Origin of the sequence: Allomuricauda sp. XS_ASV26 (genome assembly GCF_041224615.1) — a bacterium.
Taxonomy (GTDB): Bacteria; Bacteroidota; Bacteroidia; order Flavobacteriales; family Flavobacteriaceae; genus Flagellimonas; species Flagellimonas alginolytica.
Genome location: NZ_JBGFGK010000033.1, coordinates 254022 through 275554, shown reverse-complemented (window position 1 = coordinate 275554; position 21533 = coordinate 254022). Strand labels below are relative to the sequence as shown.

19 protein-coding genes are annotated in these 21533 nt (G+C 41.7%); 12 read left to right on the top strand and 7 right to left on the bottom strand.

Going from position 1 to position 21533, the window contains the following annotated elements:
- Window positions 1–206 precede the first annotated feature (206 nt).
- The 12 genes from AB9K32_RS13345 to AB9K32_RS13290 all read left to right on the top strand — a co-directional run bounded on the left by AB9K32_RS13345 (window position 207) and on the right by AB9K32_RS13290 (window position 9626).
- Window positions 207–536: an iron-sulfur cluster assembly accessory protein gene (locus tag AB9K32_RS13345; RefSeq protein WP_224835881.1), complete on the top strand. Its 330-nt coding sequence runs from the start codon at window positions 207–209 to the stop codon at window positions 534–536.
- Window positions 537–578: 42 nt separating this feature from the next.
- The gene (locus tag AB9K32_RS13340; RefSeq protein WP_252081074.1) at window positions 579–947 is read left to right on the top strand and encodes a four helix bundle protein; all 369 of its coding nucleotides are present in this window, start codon (window positions 579–581) and stop codon (window positions 945–947) included.
- Window positions 948–974: 27 nt separating this feature from the next.
- Window positions 975–2420 (top strand): Fe-S cluster assembly protein SufB, encoded by a 1446-nt coding sequence (gene sufB / locus AB9K32_RS13335; protein ID WP_224835880.1) that lies wholly within the window; start codon window positions 975–977, stop codon window positions 2418–2420.
- An 86-nt stretch (window positions 2421–2506) separates the two neighbouring features.
- Window positions 2507–3259 (top strand): Fe-S cluster assembly ATPase SufC, encoded by a 753-nt coding sequence (gene sufC, locus AB9K32_RS13330; RefSeq protein WP_224835879.1) that lies wholly within the window; start codon window positions 2507–2509, stop codon window positions 3257–3259.
- Between the two features lie 92 nt (window positions 3260–3351).
- Entirely contained in the window at window positions 3352–4668 is a 1317-nt protein-coding gene (sufD, locus tag AB9K32_RS13325) for a Fe-S cluster assembly protein SufD (protein ID WP_369885469.1), read from the top strand.
- A 97-nt stretch (window positions 4669–4765) separates the two neighbouring features.
- Window positions 4766–5434 (top strand): porin family protein, encoded by a 669-nt coding sequence (locus AB9K32_RS13320; protein WP_369885468.1) that lies wholly within the window; start codon window positions 4766–4768, stop codon window positions 5432–5434.
- Window positions 5434–6660 (top strand): aminotransferase class V-fold PLP-dependent enzyme, encoded by a 1227-nt coding sequence (locus AB9K32_RS13315; protein WP_338197647.1) that lies wholly within the window; start codon window positions 5434–5436, stop codon window positions 6658–6660. The genes AB9K32_RS13320 and AB9K32_RS13315 overlap by 1 nt, the downstream gene beginning before the upstream one ends.
- 72 nt (window positions 6661–6732) lie before the next feature.
- Window positions 6733–7155 (top strand): SufE family protein, encoded by a 423-nt coding sequence (locus AB9K32_RS13310; RefSeq protein ID WP_224835877.1) that lies wholly within the window; start codon window positions 6733–6735, stop codon window positions 7153–7155.
- Window positions 7156–7161: 6 nt separating this feature from the next.
- Entirely contained in the window at window positions 7162–7491 is a 330-nt protein-coding gene (locus AB9K32_RS13305) for an iron-sulfur cluster assembly protein (RefSeq protein ID WP_100816841.1), read from the top strand.
- Between the two features lie 19 nt (window positions 7492–7510).
- Complete coding sequence (locus AB9K32_RS13300) at window positions 7511–7750, top strand: TIGR03643 family protein (RefSeq protein WP_369885467.1); 240 nt, start codon at window positions 7511–7513, stop codon at window positions 7748–7750.
- A 70-nt stretch (window positions 7751–7820) separates the two neighbouring features.
- Window positions 7821–8330 carry a DUF2480 family protein gene (locus AB9K32_RS13295; RefSeq protein WP_369885466.1) on the top strand — a complete coding sequence of 170 codons (510 nt, stop codon included), beginning with the start codon at window positions 7821–7823 and terminating at the stop codon, window positions 8328–8330.
- Between the two features lie 363 nt (window positions 8331–8693).
- Window positions 8694–9626 (top strand): DUF3078 domain-containing protein, encoded by a 933-nt coding sequence (locus AB9K32_RS13290; RefSeq protein ID WP_224835874.1) that lies wholly within the window; start codon window positions 8694–8696, stop codon window positions 9624–9626.
- A 96-nt stretch (window positions 9627–9722) separates the two neighbouring features.
- On the opposite strand, the gene AB9K32_RS13285 is transcribed toward AB9K32_RS13290, so the two are convergent.
- The 7 genes from AB9K32_RS13285 to AB9K32_RS13255 all read right to left on the bottom strand — a co-directional run bounded on the left by AB9K32_RS13285 (window position 9723) and on the right by AB9K32_RS13255 (window position 21468).
- A complete protein-coding gene (locus tag AB9K32_RS13285) occupies window positions 9723–10394 on the bottom strand; it encodes a collagen-like protein (RefSeq protein WP_369885465.1) in 672 nt (223 codons plus the stop codon).
- Between the two features lie 243 nt (window positions 10395–10637).
- A complete protein-coding gene (locus AB9K32_RS13280) occupies window positions 10638–12188 on the bottom strand; it encodes a hypothetical protein (protein ID WP_369885464.1) in 1551 nt (516 codons plus the stop codon).
- 24 nt (window positions 12189–12212) lie between these two features.
- Complete coding sequence (locus AB9K32_RS13275) at window positions 12213–12995, bottom strand: enoyl-CoA hydratase/isomerase family protein (RefSeq protein ID WP_369885463.1); 783 nt, start codon at window positions 12993–12995, stop codon at window positions 12213–12215.
- A gap of 26 nt (window positions 12996–13021) precedes the next feature.
- Window positions 13022–14449, bottom strand: coding sequence for a PAS domain-containing sensor histidine kinase (locus AB9K32_RS13270; protein WP_224836434.1), 1428 nt, complete (start codon window positions 14447–14449; stop codon window positions 13022–13024).
- Between the two features lie 114 nt (window positions 14450–14563).
- Window positions 14564–15109, bottom strand: coding sequence for a CopD family protein (locus tag AB9K32_RS13265; protein WP_224835870.1), 546 nt, complete (start codon window positions 15107–15109; stop codon window positions 14564–14566).
- An 18-nt stretch (window positions 15110–15127) separates the two neighbouring features.
- Window positions 15128–18253, bottom strand: coding sequence for a glycosyl hydrolase (locus tag AB9K32_RS13260; protein ID WP_369885462.1), 3126 nt, complete (start codon window positions 18251–18253; stop codon window positions 15128–15130).
- Between the two features lie 80 nt (window positions 18254–18333).
- Entirely contained in the window at window positions 18334–21468 is a 3135-nt protein-coding gene (locus AB9K32_RS13255) for a glycosyl hydrolase (protein ID WP_369885461.1), read from the bottom strand.
- Window positions 21469–21533 lie beyond the last annotated feature (65 nt).

Here is a 21533-nt window from a genome sequence, read left to right as displayed (position 1 = left end):
GGCGACATAATATTTTTTGGTCCAATTTGAGCAAAACATGTTGCTTAGTGCCTATAAGTTCAAGGTTGCTGGGCCATATGGCTCCATCGGTACTGTTTTCTATAAAGAACACCTATGGAATCATTCGTTATAATAATGTTAGCTGCTATGGTAAAACACTACTTATACAGTATATTTGTAAGCTATTTAGATTAAATTCAAGTAAGATGATTAAGGTTTCAGAATCAGCAAGGCATAAAGTGGTGTCGCTCATGACCGAAGAAGGTTTCAATGCGACCACAGATTATGTGCGTGTTGGTGTAAAGAGCGGAGGATGCAGCGGATTGTCTTATGAGTTAAAGTTCGACAAGTCGGCTGCTGATACAGATAAGGTTTTTGAGGATAATAACGTAAGGATTATCGTGGATAAAAAAAGCTTTTTGTATCTCGTGGGCACCACATTGGAATATTCCGGAGGTTTAAACGGAAAGGGCTTTGTTTTTAATAATCCAAATGCCCAACGAACCTGTGGATGTGGAGAGAGTTTTTCACTATAAAATGAGTTAAAAGAGCTAAACATTAAAAAAGTAAAAGTATAAATGTACAGCTCTTTTGAAGACTTGGAAGTTTACAAAACAACAATAAAGTTTACTGGCCAAGTTTATGATTTATTGAAGAGAAGTCCTTTAAAAGAAGATTTTGCAATGGTTGACCAAGTACGAAGAGCTACCATTTCAATTTCAAACAACATTTCGGAAGGATTTGAAAGGGAAACGGATAAAGAGTTGATAAGGTTCCTTTATTTCTCCAAAGGTTCGGCCGGAGAAATCAGAAATCTTTTTAACTTAATGGAAGAGGTAGGATATTTTAAAGCTGAAGAATTGGTCGATTATAAAAAGCAGGTAATCAACATTTCAAAACAGCTTGCTAATTATATCAAGTACGTTAAAAAGCGAAGCAATCTTTGACTTTTTGACTTTTAACTGAGAGAATATATGGCTTATACAGAGGAAGAATTAAAAAAAGAACTGGAGACCAAGGAATACGAGTACGGTTTCTACACGGATATTGAATCGGACACCCTGCCCAAAGGGTTGAACGAGGATATTGTAATAGCTATTTCCAAAAAGAAGGAGGAGCCCGAGTGGATGACGGAGTGGCGACTGGAAGCTTTTCGTGCCTGGAAGGAAATGGAGGAGCCAGAATGGGCCAATGTGACCTATGAAAAACCCGATTTTCAAGATATCTCCTACTATTCGGCCCCTAACAAAAAGCCCAAGTACAATAGCCTGGACGAGGTAGATCCAGAACTGTTGGAGACTTTTAAAAAGTTGGGAATATCCGTGGACGAACAGAAAAAGTTGGCCGGGGTAGCGGTGGATATTGTGATGGATTCCGTTTCTGTGGCCACAACCTTCAAAAAAACCCTGGCGGAAAAAGGAATAATTTTTTGTTCCATTTCAGAAGCTATCCAGGAACATCCTGAATTGGTGAAGAAATACTTGGGAACTGTAGTGCCCAAAAAAGATAATTTTTATGCAGCGTTGAACTCCGCCGTATTCTCCGATGGGTCATTCTGTTATATCCCAAAAGGAGTAAGATGTCCCATGGAGCTTTCCACTTATTTCCGTATCAACCAAGCGGGAACAGGACAGTTCGAAAGAACCTTGGTGGTGGCGGATGAAGGCAGCTATGTAAGCTATTTGGAAGGCTGTACCGCACCTTCCCGCGACGAGAACCAACTGCACGCAGCGGTTGTAGAGCTTATCGCCTTGGACGATGCCGAGATCAAATATTCTACCGTACAAAATTGGTACCCGGGCAATAGTGAAGGTAAAGGAGGGGTGTTCAATTTTGTGACCAAGCGAGGGATCTGTGAAAAAAATGCCAAGATTTCCTGGACACAAGTGGAAACAGGATCGGCCGTAACTTGGAAATACCCATCATGTGTATTAAAAGGAGACAACTCAATAGGTGAGTTCTATTCCATTGCCGTGACCAATAATTTTCAGCAAGCGGATACCGGGACCAAAATGATCCACTTGGGAAAAAACACCAAGAGTACAATAATTTCCAAAGGAATATCCGCCGGACAATCACAAAATAGTTACCGAGGCCTGGTTCAAGTAAACAGCAGGGCCGAAAACGCCAGAAACTTTTCGCAATGTGATTCCCTGTTGATGGGCAACCGTTGTGGAGCGCACACATTCCCCTACATCGAGGCCAAAAACAAATCGGCACAGATAGAGCACGAGGCTACCACCAGTAAAATTGGAGAGGACCAAATTTTCTATTGTAACCAAAGGGGGATCGATACCGAAAAGGCCATTGCCTTGATCGTGAACGGATTTAGTAAGGAAGTGTTGAACAAACTTCCAATGGAATTTGCAGTAGAAGCACAAAAACTATTGGAAATTAGTTTGGAAGGATCAGTAGGATAGCTTCGGTTGAGCTCAGCTACCCAATTCGATTTGTGGTAGAGTTAAGTCGAAATCACAATTAATAAGATAGGATACAATTATAGAAGATGCTAGAAATCAAAAATTTACACGCAAGCGTAGACGATAAAGAAATCCTTAAGGGAATCGACCTAAAGGTGAACGCAGGAGAGGTGCACGCCATTATGGGCCCCAACGGTTCAGGTAAAAGTACTTTGGCCGAAGTAATTGCAGGCCAGGAAGAATTTGAAGTGGGAGAAGGAAACATTCTCTTGGAAGGAGAAGATTTGGAAGAACTTTCACCAGAAGAAAGAGCTCACAAAGGAGTGTTCTTGTCCTTTCAATATCCAGTTGAGATTCCTGGAGTGTCGGTGACCAACTTTATGAAGACCGCAATAAACGAATCCAGAAAAGCACAAGGCTTGGAAGACATGCCGGCCAATGAAATGCTCAAAAAGATCCGTGAGAAGTCCGAAATGTTGGAAATTGACAGAAAATTTCTTTCACGCTCTTTGAACGAAGGCTTTTCTGGTGGTGAAAAGAAACGGAACGAGATTTTTCAAATGGCAATGATGGAACCCAAATTGGCCATTCTCGACGAGACCGATTCCGGATTGGATATCGATGCACTCCGTATCGTGGCCAATGGCGTAAACAAATTGCGCAGCAAGGACAATGCCATTATTGTGATAACGCACTACCAAAGATTGTTGGATTACATTGTGCCGGATTTTGTACATGTATTGTACAATGGTAAAATCGTAAAATCCGGTACCAAGGAACTAGCTTTGGAATTGGAAGAAAAAGGGTACGACTGGATTAAAGAAGAAGCTTCGGTATAACCAGTTTTGTCATTCCCATGAAAATGGGAATCCAAATGAAAAAGAATCATTAATTCGATTCCTGCTTTCGCAGGAATGACAATTAAAAACGAATGGATTTAAAGGAAAAATTAGTCTCCTCATTTTTGGCTTTTGAAGATGGTATGGATTTAGACCATCCCGTACACGAAGAAAGGTCCAGGGCCATAAAGAATTTTGAGAGCAAAGGGTTTCCGTCCAAAAAAGACGAAGCCTGGAAATATACATCCCTTAAAAGTTTGGAAAAGATAGATTTCAGCATCTTTCCAAAACACGAGACCTCGTTGGAGTACAAGGATGTCAAAAAATATTTCCTACACGAGATAGACACATACAAAATTGTATTTGTAGATGGAGTCTACAGTTCTTATCTATCTGAAACCACACACGATGGAGTGGATGTATGTTTGATGAGCTCGGCCTTTAGCAAGCCCATGTTCCAGCAAGTGATCGAAGTATATTTCAACAAAGCGGCATCAAAAGATGAAACGCTGACCTCGTTGAACACAGCTTTCAGTAAAGAAGGAGCCTATATCTACATCCCAAAGAACAAAATGCCCAAAAAACCCATCCAGATACTGCATTTGGCAACGGGTAACGAAGCGGCCCTGATGTTGCAGCCGCGTAACTTGATCGTGGCAGAAGACAACGCTGAGGTCCAGATTATAGAGCGCCACCAGAGTTTGACGGGGAACGAAGTTTTTACCAACTCCGTGACCGAGATTTTTGCGGGCAAGGACGCTATTGTTGACTACTACAAGGTACAGAATGATGCATCTACAGCCTCCTTGGTGGACAACACCTATATTTCACAAAAGGATAGCAGCGTAGTGCGCGTACACACTTTTTCTTTGGGCGGTAAACTTATCCGTAACAACCTGAACTTTTATCAGAACGGGGAACGTATCGACTCTACCTTGAAGGGTGTAACCATTTTGGGAGATAAGCAGCATGTGGACCACCACACCTTGGTGCACCACGCACAACCTAATTGTGAGAGCCATCAGGATTATAAAGGCATTTTTGGCGATAGTTCCACCGGGGTCTTTAATGGTAAGATCATTGTGGACAAGATTGCACAGAAAACGGATGCCTTTCAGCAGAACAACAATATATTGTTGAGCAATAAGTCTACTATCAATTCGAAGCCCCAATTGGAGATTTTTGCGGACGATGTAAAATGTTCGCACGGATGTACCATTGGTCAGTTGGATGATGAGGCCCTTTTTTACCTAAGATCAAGGGGAATACCAAAGAAAGAGGCCAAGGCTTTAATGATGTACGCTTTTGCAAACAACGTATTGGAAAGCGTTCGAATCCCTGAACTAAAAGTTAGGATCAATAAAATCATTGCGGATAAACTCGGCGTTCGTATGGGTTTTGATCTGTAGATACAAAGTTTATAAAATAATACTTCAACCTTACTCTATTTTATTAATCAAAGCTGCATAATTAAATATGTGGCTATTAATTCAAATTTGATTGAATATGAAAAAATCAGTAAGTGTTGTAGCAATTGTTTTGTTAGCGAGCAGTTTATTTGTGAATGCCCAAGAAAGAAATTTTGGAGTAATTGGAGGATTAAATTATGCCAACATTAGGGGAGACAGAACGGATTTTACAAACAATAGTTGGCGAACTGCTTATCATTTGGGTGTATTTTCAAATATTTCATTAAATGATAAGATGGCTCTGGAACCAAGAATACTGTTTTCTTCAAAAGGATATAATGATGAAATAGATTTTGGCGAGTTCCAGAGTCAAAACGGGGAACTACCATTAACCCAAAGACATGTCAAATATGCTAATAGAAATAGTTATCTGTCAGTTCCTTTGTTGTTCAAATATAAGTTGGTGGATAATCTTAGTTTGGATTTGGGGCCAGAAATCGCTTTCTTATTATATTCAAAAGATGTAATTACCGAAGTTGATGGAGAGGGCTATTTCGCAAAAGGTGATGTACCACAAGAGGGGTCAGGTGATTTCTTTCTGGATTACGGAGCTATGGCAGGTGTAACCTTTTATTTTGCAACTAACGCATCCATACAGCTTAATTATTTTCATGGACTGTCCAATTTGGATAGAAAAATCACCATAATTGATTCCACTCAGAACAATTCTGTTTTTCAACTTTCATTAGGTTATCTTATTTTTTAATGATTACAAAAACATTGGACATACAAACAATTCGCAAAGACTTTCCCATCCTCCAAAGAGAGGTCAATGGTAAGCCTTTGGTATACTTGGACAATGCAGCCACCTCGCAGACGCCACAGCAGGTGATTGACACCATTGTCGATTATTATCAAAACTATAATGCCAATATCCATCGTGGGGTGCATACCTTGTCGCAAGAAGCCACTGATGCCTACGAGGCTGCCCGTCAAAAAATCCAGAAGCATTTCAATATTGCAAAAGCACACGAGATAATTTTTACTTCGGGAACCACGCAAAGCATCAATTTGGTGGCAACCGGATTCACTTCCTTTTTAAAAGAAGGAGATGAGATTTTAGTGTCTGCCATGGAGCACCATTCCAATATTGTTCCCTGGCAAATGCTGTGTGAACGCACGGGAGCACTTCTTAAAGTGATTCCAATGAATCTGGATGGGGAATTGGTCATGGAGGAATACCATAATCTATTGTCCGATAAGACGAAATTGGTCTTCTGCAACCACGTGTCCAATGCATTGGGAACCGTTAACCCAATTGAAAAAATTATTGATGCCGCACACAAGGTAGGGGCAGCAGTCTTGATAGATGGAGCACAGGCAGCCCCACATATTAAAGCTGATCTGCAAGCTTTGGATGTGGATTTTTACACCGTTTCCGCACATAAAATGTGTGGACCAACGGGTGTTGGAATGCTATATGGAAAAGAGGAATGGCTCAAGAAATTGCCTCCTTACCAAGGCGGAGGCGAAATGATCGCGGAGGTGACCTTTGAAAAGACCACCTATGCCGACCTGCCCCATAAATTTGAAGCCGGAACGCCCAACATTTGCGGTGGAATCGCTTTTGGAGCAGCTTTGGACTATATGAACAGTATCGGATTTGATGCCATTGCCCAATATGAAGATGAATTGTTGCAATATGCTACGGAGCAGTTGCTCACGATCGAAGGCCTCAAGATTTACGGAACTGCAGTACATAAAACTTCCGTGATATCCTTTAATATTGAGGGAATCCATCCCTACGATATCGGTACCATTGTGGACAAACTGGGGATAGCTGTTAGAACCGGTCACCATTGTGCACAGCCCATCATGGATTTTTACCAAATTCCGGGAACTGTACGGGCCAGTTTTAGCTTTTACAACACCAAGGAAGAAGTGGATAAGCTGGTAGAAGGTATAAAACGAGCCAAAAACATGTTGCTTTAGGCAAAGCGTTATCTTTATCTTAAACACTTGAATCGCAGCATAGCGAGTTGTATTTTTGAACAAAACCATTGCATGACCATAAAAGAGATACAGGAAGAGATAATAGACGAGTTTTCCATGTTCGACGACTGGATGCAGCGCTACGAATACATGATCGAGCTCGGTAAATCACTTCCGTTAATAGAAGAAAAATATAAAACCGACGACAACATCATAAAAGGTTGTCAGAGCAAAGTGTGGGTACACGCCGAACTGGATGGAGACAAGTTGGTTTTTACAGCAGATAGCGATGCCATTATCACCAAAGGCATTATTGCCATTTTGATCAGGGCGTTCAGCAACCAAAAACCACAGGACATTATTGATGCCGATACCGAGTTCATTGATGAAATTGGACTAAAAGAACATTTGTCCCCCACCCGCGCCAACGGATTGGTAAGTATGATCAAGCAATTGAAACTGTATGCAGTTGCCTATCAAACACAGTTAAAATAACACAGAATGAGTGAAGAAACTACCATAGATACACAAGAACTGGGCGAAAAAATCGTAAAGGTGCTCAAGACCATTTATGATCCGGAAATCCCTGTGGATATTTACGAGTTGGGACTGATTTACGATGTATTTGTGAACGAAGAATACGAAGTTAAGATTTTGATGACCCTGACATCCCCTAACTGTCCCGTGGCGGAAACTTTGCCCGTGGAGGTAGAAGAAAAGGTAAAGTCCATTGACGTTTTGAAGGATGTGGAAGTGGAGATCACTTTTGACCCACCATGGACCCAGGAACTGATGAGCGAAGAAGCCAAATTGGAACTCGGGCTCCTGTAAAATACACAGCCAAACCCAAATGCAGATGACCACAAGACAAATTGATAGGATTATTGAGATGGCTTGGGAGGATAGAACCCCTTTCGAAGCCATGGAATATCAATTTGACCTCAAGGAAAACGATGTAAGGGAAATAATGCGCAGCAACCTTAAACGTTCGTCTTTTGAGTTGTGGAGAAAGCGGGTAAAAGGAAGAAAGACCAAGCACCAGAAAACATCTCCGGCCAATCGGTTTCGTTCGCAGAATCAAAAGCTCTAATGCATTTTTTGTTTTCTTAGAAATGTCCACTGGTCGGTATTTAGGTCTAACTACTGAAATCTAACATCTGATGTCTGAAGAAATTGTAAATAGAGTAGCCCAAAGCAAGTTGATCACTTTCAACCTAGAGGATTATTATCCAAAGGGAGAGCGAAAGGTGTTGGACATTAAGGATTGGCTGTACGAAGGCTTTATTTTACGTGAAAAGGAGTTCCGTGCACACGTTGATGAACATGATTGGACAGCCTATCAAGATGCCTATGTGGCGCTTCAATGTTCCTCGGATGCCATAGTGCCCGGTTGGGCCTTTATGCTGATTGCCTCCAAACTACAGCCCTATGCCAAAAAGGTGATTCATGGAAGTTTGGAATACTTGGAAACCGCTTTATATCAAAAAATATTGGAGGAATTGGACGTTTCTGATTTTAAGGACAAACCCGTGATTATAAAAGGATGTTCCAATAAACCCGTACCCGAAAATGCTTATTTGATGGCCGTGACCAAAATACAGGAAGTGGCCAAAAGTGTAATGTACGGCGAAGCCTGTTCCTCGGTGCCCTTGTTTAAAAGAAAGAAGTAGATTTCAGTTGGCAGTAGTCCAGCGGGCAGTGTCAATTCGAACATCGTGAAGCACCTTTTTTATCTATTAAATAAGCCTGTCATTGTCATTTCGAGCTGTCGCGCTAAGTATCGCTCAGTCGTAAAAGCAGTAAGATTTTTGTAAATGAAATAGGATGAAGTTGTTTTCTACAACGCAGTATTCATTGCTCATTGATTTGACAAGAATTATACCTATTATCATTATTGTCTTTAACAACTTTAAACACTCATTTCTAGAGTTTTATATCAAAAATCTAACATCTGATGACTGATTTCTGTATTGATAATACTTTAGAAAGTGACTTTTCTTATTTTTGCGGGTCTTAACACTAAACTCCATACTATGAAAAAACTGTTTTTTACAGCTATGTCCCTTTTTGTATTTGTGTCTGCTTCGGCACAGACAGCTGAGGAACTAAAATCAGAAATTGCCCCGAAAAAAGATTCCATTGCGGCTATTCAGGCAAGGGTGGATGCCCTACAGGCAAAACTGGATGCTCTTCCCGGATGGAAAATCGGTGCTTTTGGAACTATTGGTGGAAGCATTTCCGAATTTAATAATTGGTTTGCCCAGGGCATTCCAAATAACTCTGCCGGAAACATAGGTTTTACCGTTAATGCATTTGCCAACCTTCAAGAGGAAAAATTCTTTTGGCGTAATGCGGCCAACATAAACCTTGCTTGGGTAAAGTTGGATGATAAGGACGATCCTACGGACGACGATAGCTTCCGACAGGCTACAGATGTTTTTAATATATCATCATTGTACGGTAGAAAACTGAGCGAAAAATTTGCGATTTCCGGCTTAATGGAATATCGTACTACCATATTAAGCAACTTTAACGATCCAGGTTACTTGGATTTAGGGGTTGGTGCTACTTGGACGCCCATACCCGATTTAATAGTTGTAATGCATCCTCTCAACTATAACTTTGTGTTCAGTGATGAGGATACCATTTTTGAATCTTCTATGGGTGCCAAGATTGTTGCCGATTACACCAAACAGATCGGAGCAGTTAGTTTTAAGAGCAACCTTTCCATGTTCCAAAGTTACAAGAGCGGTGATTACAGTAACTGGACCTGGACGAACTCTTTTAGCTATACATTATGGAAAATGATCGGGGTTGGTTTCGATTTTGGATTAAGAAACAACAAGCAAGAAACCTTGAACTATGTTCTGAACAATGCCCCAACGCCAGATCCTACAGCAACTTTTGAAAGTATAGATAACGAACTACAAACGTATTGGACTTTAGGATTGAGCTATAAGTTCTAAAAACAAGCAGAAGTAAAAGTAAAAGCCGGACAATTGTCCGGCTTTTTAGCTAATGGTTAGATTGCCCCACTACTAGAGGGGTAGATCCATTAAAAATTATTCTAAACCAAAATATGTGGCCACAGCGTTGTAATCCGAAGTGTCTACTCCAGCAGCTTTTAGTTCTGCCATAACATTCTCACTTGTTTTTCCAGCGTTGGAAAGTTCTATTGCAACTATAACAACAGTTTGATACACCAATCCAGGAACCATATATGGTGCATTGTCCAAATCATAAAAATTAACAAATAGAGTGCCTGTCTGTAAATTTGTATGAACTCTGGCATAATGGGTATTGTCCACTAAATGACCTGGTATTGAATATCTATTTCCGTTTGTACCATGTAAGTAGTATAAAAAAGCGTAATTAGCAGGAGTATCTATTTCCTCAAAGTCATTTAAATTAATTGTTAATTCAGTGTAGTCTCCAAATAGCTCTAGACCATATAAAAGCTCTTGTACATTGGCATTACCATCCACACCATTCTCACCATTATCACCTTGGCAGTCCTGTGCATCAAAATTCCCATCTTGGTTAATATCCTCATCCGCATCTCCAATACCATTTCCATTAAGGTCCCAACAGCTAATTCCATCGTCTCCAGCTGGACCTTGTGGTCCTGGAACTGTACTATCTGCACCGGGATCCCCTGGCTTTCCTTGTTCACCTTGTTCCCCATCCTCTCCCGAACAGGAAATTAAACTTACTGCCAAGCAAAGCATGGCCATTGCAACTAATTTTAAAGATTTCATAATTTTTTGTTTTTAAATTAGGGTTATTAACAGACCAAAAGTATGGTAGGAAAATGGGGTGATTTTACCCTAATTAACGTAGGCAGGCCACCATTTGATGAATGATGCTTATCAATTGATGTAATATTTATATTGTAAGTATTTTCTTTCTATTTTGTTTCAGCAAAATAAAAAAGCCCCGAAACGGGGCAATTGTTTTATCTAGATTAAAGAGTGTTTTTATTTAAAATCCACCTTTACCAATTGTTTCCTGCCTCCTCGTTTGGCATAGAAAAGCATTTTATCATCCATCTCGTCCTTTAGTGGTTTGGAGACCATGAGGGGCAATCTTGCTTCTTGTTGGTCTATTATTTTTTCATAATCCATTACCCCGTTTTGATCCAAAGAGATCATGAACACGTTCCGGTTTCTACTAAACCCTTGTTTAAAGATCAAGCGTTCGTTATTGATCAATTGTGGGTTTTCTGCAGCAGTGCAGATAAAGAAGTAGGTATTCCCGTTTTTGCAGTACGAACTGTAGGAGGCATAGGCTCCATCGCCTTGGGTAACTTCGGTCTTGTTGATGTTCCGTGCCCACTCCATATTGCCGTTCGTATCTAGTTTTACGCTCACAATATCGTTGTGGTGATAGCGTTCTATCTTGATCCGCTGACCGGCTCCGGTGGTTTCCAATCCGGAAGTAACAAAATACTCTTCGGCATTAAAGAAGATCTCTTGTTCGTCCGTTACTTCAACCCCCTTAAAAACAAGGTTCTTGATGTCCTTATCTTCTTCACGGCCAAACTTATCGTCCATAAACTGTTGGGAGAATGGGTTGTATATCTGCGATTGGATCGTTAAACTGTTCGGGGCAACATCGAAATAGGCGATACCGTTGTACCTATTATCCTTTCTATCCGAATAAAAGCCTACGCAAATCAATTTTCCTTTATTAAGAACGGGATACAATGCTTCTGGATACTTGCCCGGATCCACAAAGGATTGTGTTTGGCTGCCATATTGAGATACTTTGATCAACTCGTATTGGAACTTTCTTTCGTCTACCCTAAAACGTCGCTTTTTAAAGTAGGCCTTTCCCACTATATAAGCTGTTTGTAGATCGGGAGAGAAAGCCACGTTCTCGAAGGCATAGTTTTTTTCTTCTATCTCATCGGAAAAATCATATTCGAATTTTTTGTTGAGCGCGGTATCGAACATATGGATCATATGTTTATTGCTCTTTCCTTTTTTATGATGCGTACTGATCACAAAACCGGTTTTATCCTCGTTAAAAAGAATGGCCGTGGTAAATCCGCGTGAAAAATCACGATTGTAATAATTTTTTCCCACGGGGTCGCTTACTTCTGCCGATGCGATCGACAGCAACTTTTTTTCCTTAAAATTAAAAGCAATGGTTGGACTGCTATGCGCCCAATATTCATACTCTCCCTTTAGCGGGTTGTAATTTAAAAATAGAAGATGCAACTGCCCATTTTTAAGGAAGCCGTTTACAAAATCTAGCCCCTTGAGCTTGTAGTTATATTCGGAAACCAATTGTAGATCGCTATTATACTTTTCGATCAAATAGCCCTTTGGTTTAAGAATGAGCCCTTGGTAATAGGATCGGACCAAAATGTATCCTCCCGAGTCGTCCTCTTCTATGGCGACTAGATTGGAGTAGCGATAGCGATCCTTATATTTTTCTCCAAAATCGTAGGATACGGGCATTTTTTGGGCATTTACAAAAATGCCCAAAATTGTACAAAAAAGTAGTAAGAAAATTTTTCTCATGATCTGGCTTGGTTAGGCCAATGGTCATGATCCGGGGAAATCGGCTTTTCGTTTTTCCAAAAATGCTGATGTACCTTCTTTAAAATCGTCGGTTCCAAAGCAATGGCCAAAAGCATCGATCTCCACAGAATAGCCATCGGCGTCATACTTAAAACCAGCATTTACCGCTTTTATTGCGTGTTTTATGGCAACTGAGGAATTATTCGATATCCTGCTTGCAATTTTTGTACAAAAGGGCAACAGTTCTTCCGAAGAAACCACATGGTTCACTAATCCGTAACCAAAGGCCTTGTCCGAATCTATCATTCCGGCCGTCATGATCATTTCCATGGCCCTCCCTTTTCCTATCAATTGCGGCAATCGTTGCGTTCCGCCGTAGCCCGGGATCAAACCTAAGGAAACCTCGGGCAAACCCATTCGGGCATTGCTACTGGCCACTCTAAAATGGCATGCCATGGCCAATTCCAATCCACCGCCAAGGGCAAAGCCGTTAATGGCCGCTATTACGGGAGTGGATAGATTTTCCACAAAATCGAACAGCGTACGCTGGCCTGTAGCGGCAAGTTGACGCCCTTCCTTCACCGAAAACTCGGCAAACTCCGAAATATCGGCACCGACGACAAAGGCCTTTTCCCCGCTTCCGGTTATTATAATCGCCTTAATATCCTTGTCTTCCTCCAATTCTTTGAACGCAACATGTAACTCCTCTATGGTCCTTTTGTTGAGCGCGTTCAATTTTTTTGGCCTGTTTATGGTAATTGTGGCCAAATTGTTTTCTTCTTCAATGTAAATGTTCTCGAAGTCCATGTTTGCTATAAATTTGAAATGGTCTATTAATTTTTCCGTTCTGTACTTTGCTCTTTTGGGAACCTTACACAAAAAACTGTCCCCTTGCCTACTTGAGAAGTAAAGGTAATGGTTCCGCCATAGTTTTCCACAATGTTCTTTACCATTCCTAGGCCCAAACCTGTTCCGCTTGACTTTGTAGTGAACTTTGGCTCATAGATCTTGTGCTTAAATTCTTCCGATATACCTATGCCGTTGTCCGCCACCGAAATTTTTACTTCGGGACCATCAGTTGCAACGGTCACCAATATTCGTGGGGAGTCTACCCCGGGTACTGCCTGTATGGCATTTTTCACCAAATTGGTAATTACCCTGATCAGCTGTGTTCTATCCAGTTTGGCAACGATTTCCTCTTCGTCCGCTATAAAATGAATATAATCCTCGTTAAAGATCTCCAAGGCCAGCTTCACAACTTTTACCACGTTCAAGGTTTCGTTCTGTTGGGCCGGCATATCTGCAAAACTGGAGAATGCCGTGGCAATATTGCTCATGGTATCTATCTGCTGGATCAACGTTTTGGAAAACTCTTTCAGTTTTTCGTGGATGTCTGGGTCGTTGGGGTCAAATTTGCGTTCAAAACTCTGTACGGTAAGGCGCAAGGGTGTTAATGGGTTTTTTATCTCGTGCGCTACCTGTTTGGCCATTTCCCGCCATGCCTGTTCCCGCTCGCTCCGAGCCAATTTTACGGCACTTTCCTCAAGCTCATCGATCATTCGGTTGTACGAATCCACCAATTTTTCTATTTCTTCGCCCGGACGATCTAAATAGATTTTTTCATTTTCCTGGGTAAGATTGGTCCGGTTCATTTTATCGGATATCGCCTGCAAGGACCGTGTAATGTATTTTGATATGAAATAGGCAAGAATTATGGCCGCAATCAACATTAACACATATACCATTCCCAACCTGAAAAGAAATTCCTTCAATTCCATATTATTGAAGGTGTTATCCTCAAAATAAGGTAAGTGCAAAATACCAATGGGCTTAAATTTTAGGTCGTGGATGTAGGTGTAGGTGGATTGATAGTTATCCCCTGCAGCTCTTTTTTCCTCAACAAACCGTGTTTCTCCACTTCCTCTTAAAAAGTTGAGTATCTCGGCATCCAAGCACGTTGCAAATGTGTTCGAATCAAAACTGGGCCTTGAGTTTTTGACCAGATTGCCTTCCAGATCGTATATATTGAAATTTACGTTTTGAATATTGGCTATCTTGTAAATGTCCTCACTAAAAATAAGATGAAGATTTTCGGTAGTAACCGGGTAGGTGGTCTCTTTTAAGGTGTAATTGATACTTTTGATCAATTGCTCCTCCTTACGTTCCAATCTTTCGTTATGGTAATCGTCCCCTTGTTCCTTATATTGGTAAACCGTAACCCCGGCTATAAGTACAGAGGCAACCACTACCAAGGTGATCATGGCAAAGAAAATACGTGATCGTAAGGATAGTTTTCTAAACAAGCTCGCTTGATTTAATGATAAATTTACGCAATTATCGAGCCAAGTCGAGATATATCCACGGCAGTTTTACGTTTAGGCATTGGGGTTTCTTTCCCGCACTTTCTTGTACCATCGTATTCCCAACATCAACAATATCATCAATAAAAACATGCCCACAATACCGTAAATCCAATTGAAGGCGCTTTTTAAGACTACCAAAAAAACGACCACAAAAAGAATAAGGGTCGCCACTTCGTTCCAGATTCGCATAAACTTCGAGGTGTACTTTACTTCATCGCGTTGCAACTGTTTAAATATTTGATGACACTTAAAATGATACCCAAAAAGCAAGGCCACAAAGGCAAGTTTTACATGCATCCAAGGTTGTTGTAGCCATGCCGGCATTAAAATTAAGAGCCAAATGGCCGTAAGCGTGCAAATAATTGCAGAGGGCCATGTGATGATGTACCACAATCTTTTGGTCATTAATTTTAACTGTTCGGATAAAATTTCCTTATCCGGTGACGGTTTTTGCCAAGCCTCAATATGATAAATAAAAAGCCTTGGAATATAAAAAAGCCCGGCAAACCAAGTTACCACAAATATGAGGTGCAACGATTTTATATAAGGATACAGCAATAGATCTACGTTTTAATTTTACAGTTGAATGGCACCAATACCATTCTCCCAAAGTTTGGTGTTAAAATTAGGGATTTCTGTTTGTATTAAAGTTTCTGCCCGTTGTTTTAATCCGATCCATTGGGCATCCAACTCTGCTTTTCTATCTTTTGATGGTTGATTGATCTGTGGCAGTTCACTGTTGCTTTGGTTCATCACAAAAAGATACTCCGCAGTAAACTTGTTGGGAAAATTCTCCACATCGTCATACGCTTGGGATTTACGTTGCACCATATCCTGGTCCCAAAATTTTAGTTTATCCAACAAGTCTTGCCCTTCTTGTTTTAACCCTTCATTGTCCATATCCTTGATCAGTGCTCCCAATTGATCTTGTACTTTTTTTAGCTGGTTCACTCTATTGTGCATCTCGGTTACCTTGGCCTCAAAATCGTTCATGATCGCATCGTATTCCGCAAAACGTTCCTTGCTTATGTTTGTTCCTGGTGTTGGGATTACCGTTCCTTGTACGGTAACCACTTCATCTCCTGCCTTAAGTTTGATGGTGTACTCCCCCGGAGGCACTTTATGGCCGGTAAAATTGGCTTCGATATAAACGCCCGGGACACTCGGAACTATTGGTGTTTTTAAATCCCACACAAAACGGTTCAAGCCTTTATCCGTTGCCAAAACCGGGGCAGGCGGGGCACCCCCACCATTATGGGGAATATAACCAGGGTCTTTTTTTGATGTAAAACTCCGCACCACTTTCCCTTGTGTGTTCGTAATTTCCATAGTTACTTCGGATGAATCCATTTGTTTTGGGAGATGGTAATAGATTACCATTCCATTAGCTGGGTTTACCCCCTCAAAAGGGTTGGTGCCGCTCAAACTTTTAGAATTACTGTTCATTGCACTCCCCCAAGAGCCAAAAATGGCCTCTTCTGGTTGGTAAAGCCCCAGACCTTGTGGACTACCATTGTATTGCGACAGGGTAGTAATATTATCCAAGATCCAAAAGCTTCTGCCCGATGTGGCCACGATCAAGTCCCCTCGGTGCACTTTTAAATCGGTGATGGGTGTCTTGGGTAGATTCAATTGCAAGGGCTCCCACATTTTACCATCGTTCCAAGAAACATACAATCCTTTTTCGGTGCCGGCATATAATAGTCCTTTTTGTTCCAAATCCTCACGGACCACTCGGGTAAATGCGCCATATGGTATGCCATTGCTGATGTTTGTCCAGTTTTTTCCGTAATCGGTGCTTTTGTACAGGGCGGGGGTGTAATCGTTGAACTTGTAGCGGGTCGTGGCAATATAAATAGTACCAGGATTGTGTGGGGATACTTCGATGGCGTTGACCAAACATTCCTTTAACCCCTTTGGGGTTATATTTTGCCAAGTCTCTCCGCCATTTTTGGTAATATGTACCAAACCGTCATCACTTCCTGTTATTAAAACGCCCTTTTCATGTGGCGATTCAATAATATAGGCCAAGGTTCCATAGTTTTCAGCGCCTACTGCTTCGTTGGTGTATGGACCTCCTCCTTTTCCTTGGAGTGCATCTTGGTCTCTGGTAAGGTCTGGTGAAATTTCTTCCCAAGTTACTCCATTATCCCGTGTTCTCAGTACCAATTGTGCTCCATGATAAAATGTTCCCGGCTCGTGTTTGGACCATATGATCGGTGCATTCCAATTGTACAAGTATTTCATGTCGCGGGCATCCCTGCCCAAGTATTGAATTGGGGCCGCCATAACCTTGCTGGACATTTTGGTTTCCATGTCCAACAACTCTATTGTGCCTAAATAACTTCCTCCCATCACATACCTCGGATCGTCGGGATCAAAGGCCAAAAATGCACTTTCGCCTCCTGCGGAATAATGCCAATCTTCTTGGTTGATGCTCCATCTGCCCAACGAAAGACTTGCAATTTTTACCGAGGTATTGTCCTGCTGTCCTCCATAAATGTTGTATGGGAATAGGTTGTCCGTATTGATTCGATAGAATTGAGCCGTGGGCATATTGTCCAATGTGGACCAATCCTTTCCGTAGTTAAAAGTTATGGCCGCACCTCCATCGTTGGCCATCACCATATTTTTGGAATTATCGGGGTTGAACCACAGATCATGGGTGTCGCCATGGGGCACAGAGATAGTCTCCCAAGTTTTCCCACCATCTTCGGAACGTAGCATAGGTGCACTTAACACATATACGGTATTTTCGTTGTTGGGATCGGCAAAGACCTCAATATAGTACCAGGCGCGTTGCACCAATCTGTTATCACCGCTCACCATATGCCAGCTCTCCCCTGCATTGTTCGACACAAACAAACCGCCTTTATCTTGATTGGAATCGCTCTCGATCAAAGCATATACCTTTTCAGAATTTGCAGGACTTACGCTAATGGCCATTTTGCCTTTTTCTTCTGGCAGGCCTTTGGTCATCTCTTGCCAAGTATTTCCTCCATCGGTGCTTTTGTAGAGACCACTGCCCGGTCCACCGCTAATTACGATATTGGGTTTACGCTGGTGTTCCCACATAGCCGCATACAGAATCATTGGGTTGTTTGCGTCCATTGAAAGTTCGGCAGCTCCCGTACCTTCGTTTACATAAAGGATTTTCTCCCATGTTTTTCCGCCATCCATAGAACGGTAAACCCCTCTTTCGGGGTTCGGCGCATATAATGCTCCTTGTGCGGCAACATATACAATTTCAGGGTTTGTTGGATGAATTATTATCCGTGAAATATGTTGAGTTTTTTCCAGGCCGAGCTTTACCCATGTTTTTCCAGCATCGTTGGACCTATATACACCGTCTCCATAAGATGTCATTACACCTCGTGGAGCATGTTCTCCCATCCCACAGTACACAATATTGGGATTGGATCGGGAAACCGAAACTGCTCCCACGGAGCCCATTTCAAAATAACCATCGGAAATGTTTTCCCATTTGCCGCCGGCATTACTGGTTTTCCACAATCCTCCACCAGTAGTTCCCATATAATAGGTAAGTGGGTCTCCAACTACACCGCTAGCGGTAACAGACCGACCACCACGAAATGGGCCGATGTTCCTAAATTTCATGGGTTCAAAATAATCGTTGGCGGTCTGGGCGAATGCTAGCGTCCCAAAAACGCTGCATAACAGAAAAAGAAGTCCTTTTTTCATGGTAAATGCTGGTTTGTTTAAGAAGTATGGTAGTCTAAAAAAAGAAAAGCCCCTATGTTTTACGTAGGGGCTTTGGTGTATTATTCCTCAATGCTCAAATAATCCAATTTGAGTTGATTGAATTCATTATTGAATGCTCCAATTTCTTGGTCCACAAGTTTATCAAAAGCCTCCAACTGCTTTGTAATTTGTGCAGACAGTTCATTTTTTACAGCGATATCCTGATCTGTTGGAGGGAAATCGTCGATTGAAACCAAACTGTTCAAATGTGCCAGTTTGTTGGTAAGCTTTATCGGGAAGTTCAATGGATCTTGATTACTTCTGTTTTTGGTCTGATACAGTTCTTTTTCAATGGCACCAAATTCCTCCTTCATCTTTTTGGCTTTTTCCACTAATGCTTTGGTAGCTTCATCATCCTTATATTTTTTGATGAACTCGTCCAACTTTTCGTTGATGGCCCTTATTTTTTTAATGGATTGATGTGCTCTATCCACAGTTTGGTTTACTTCTGTGATAAAATCGTACTGCTTTTGCATATCGGCCACCGAAACTTCTGCCCTAGGGTCTGGAAGAATGGTAAATTCCTCCGTTTGGTCGTTGCCGTTCACATTTAAACTTACCTTATAAGTTCCGGGAACAGCTTTGGGACCGCTTAAGTTGGCCCACCAAAGAATCATGCCCTTTAATCTTTCGGCTCCTTTTCCCCGGGTATTCCACACAAAGGTATTCCCTCCTTTATTTGCTTCTAGTTTTTTACCTCTTTCTTTGGAGAATGTGCTGTATGTGGCCAAGGTGTCTCCGTTCATTTTGGTATAGGTCAACGAAACGCTGTCCTTTTCGGAGAAATCCTTCAGATAAAAATGGGTAATTACGCCATTGGCAAGGTTTTCTCCTTCGGTTTTTGATGGTCTTCTGGCCTTTCTTCCCTTGGTTCTATAACTATTTCTTGGTTTGTACAAGATGGAGCTTGCAGACTTCTTGGCATTGTCCAATTGATGCAAAACGGTAAGGTCGTCTATCACCCAAATACTTCTACCTTGGGTGGCCACAATCAAGTTATCGTCCTTGATCGTAAGGTCTGTAACGGGAACTATGGGCAGGTTCAATTGGAACTTTTCCCAGTTCTGACCATCGTTGAAGGAAATATACATTCCGGTTTCGGTACCGGCATACAACAACCCTTTTCTTTTCGGGTCTTCCCTTACCACACGGGTAAAGTGTTCATTTTCTATTCCATTGGTAATCTTGGTCCAGGTTTTTCCATAATCGGTGGTCTTGTACAGATAGGGGGTAAAGTCGCCCAGTTTGTATCGAGTAGCAGCAACGTAACACGTACCTTCATCAAAAGCAGAAGGTTCTATGCTATTGATCATGTTCCACTCCGGCATATTGGGCGGTGTCACATTTTCCCAGGTCTGTCCTCCATTTTTGGTAACATGGATCAACCCATCATCACTACCTACCCAAATCAATCCCTCGGTCAATGGACTTTCGTTAGCTGCAAAAATTGTACAATAATACTCTACACCTGTATTATCTTGAGTAATAGGACCTCCACTGGACACCAATTTGTCGGGATCATTACGGGTAAGGTCATCACTCAACACCTCCCAGCTTTGACCTTCGTTGGTGCTCATGTGCACATGGTTGGAGAAAGTGTATAGTTTTTTTGGATCATGCTTGCTGAACATTATTGGAAAGTTCCACTGAAAGCGATATTTCATCCCTTCCGCTCCATAGCCCATAGGGTTATCTGGCCACACATTTACCGCCCTTGCTGTTTTATTGGCGTGGTTCACTCGGGTTAAAAAACCTCCGTAACTCCCTCCATAAACAATATCATTATTGTTTGGATCCACTGCAATATGAGCGGATTCGCCACCTGCGGTAGATTCCCAATCGTCTTCGCCGATGGACCCATCGTCACTTCTATAATTTACCCTCAAGGTGGAATTATCTTGCTGTGCTACATAAATACGGTATGGGAAAGCGTTATCTGTGGTAACCCTATAAAATTGAGCTGTTGGCTGGTTGTGGTATGTGCTCCAAGTTTCACCGCCATCATAACTTATCTGGGCACCACCATCATCGGCAATTATCATTCGATTAGAATTTTCTGGGGCTATCCAAAGGTCGTGATGGTCACCGTGGGGCGCATTCGAAGATTCAAATGTTTTACCACCATCGGTACTTTTATGATAGCTTACATTCAACACATACACCACATCCTCATCGTTGGTATCGGCATAAACCCTAGTATAATACCAAGCCCGTTGTCTTAAGCTTCTATCGCTATTTACAAGCGCCCATGTCTTTCCTCCATTTTCAGAACGGTACAATCCACCTTTATCTTTATTCTCCACAATGGCCCATACCCTATTACTGTTCTGAGGGGAAACGGTTACTCCAATAATACCCAAAGTATCCGATGGGAATCCATCATTTTTGGAAATTTCGGTCCAAGTTTCACCACTATCGGTACTTTTCCAAAGAGCCGAGCCTTCCCCTCCACTACTTAAACTGTATGGTGTACGCTGTACCCGCCATGTGGAAGCATAAAGTATTCTAGGATTGTTAGGGTCAACAATAAGATCTACAGCCCCGGCCATATCGTTCGCGTACAACACTTTTTTCCATGATTGTCCTCCATCTGTACTTTTGTAAACACCTCTTTCGGTGGTTGGTTTGTATAAATTGCCCATTACGGCCGCGTAAACTATATTGTGGTCTGTAGGGTGAATCCTGATACGTGAAACATGCCGACTTTTATCCAAGCCCAACGATTTCCATGTTTTTCCTGCATCCTCGGTTTTCCATATTCCGTATCCTGAAGAAACATTGCCCCGTACAGTTTTTTCTCCACCTCCAACATAAATCACGTTTCGGTCACTTTGTGCTACGGAAACGGCACCGATACTTCCGCCAAAATACCCGTCGGAAATATTTTCCCATGAGCGACCCCCATCCGTAGTTCTCCATACACCTCCTCCGGTAGCGCCAAAATAAAATAGGTTGGGCTCTCCGGGCACACCGGTTACCGTTGCGGAACGACCTCCTCTAAATGGGCCGATCAATCGGTAATCTAAACTTGAGTACAATTCTTCGGGGTATTCCGGTGCGCTTTGTTTTTTATTTCTGCGCTGGGAATGCACTGGTGTAACAAATAATGATACGGTAAGCAAAAGCAAACCGATTTTGAAAAAGCAAATCTTCATTTTTAAAGTGTTGAGTTAGTCTGCTTTAAATGTAGTGAAAAACCCGCAAAAAAATTACACTTTAT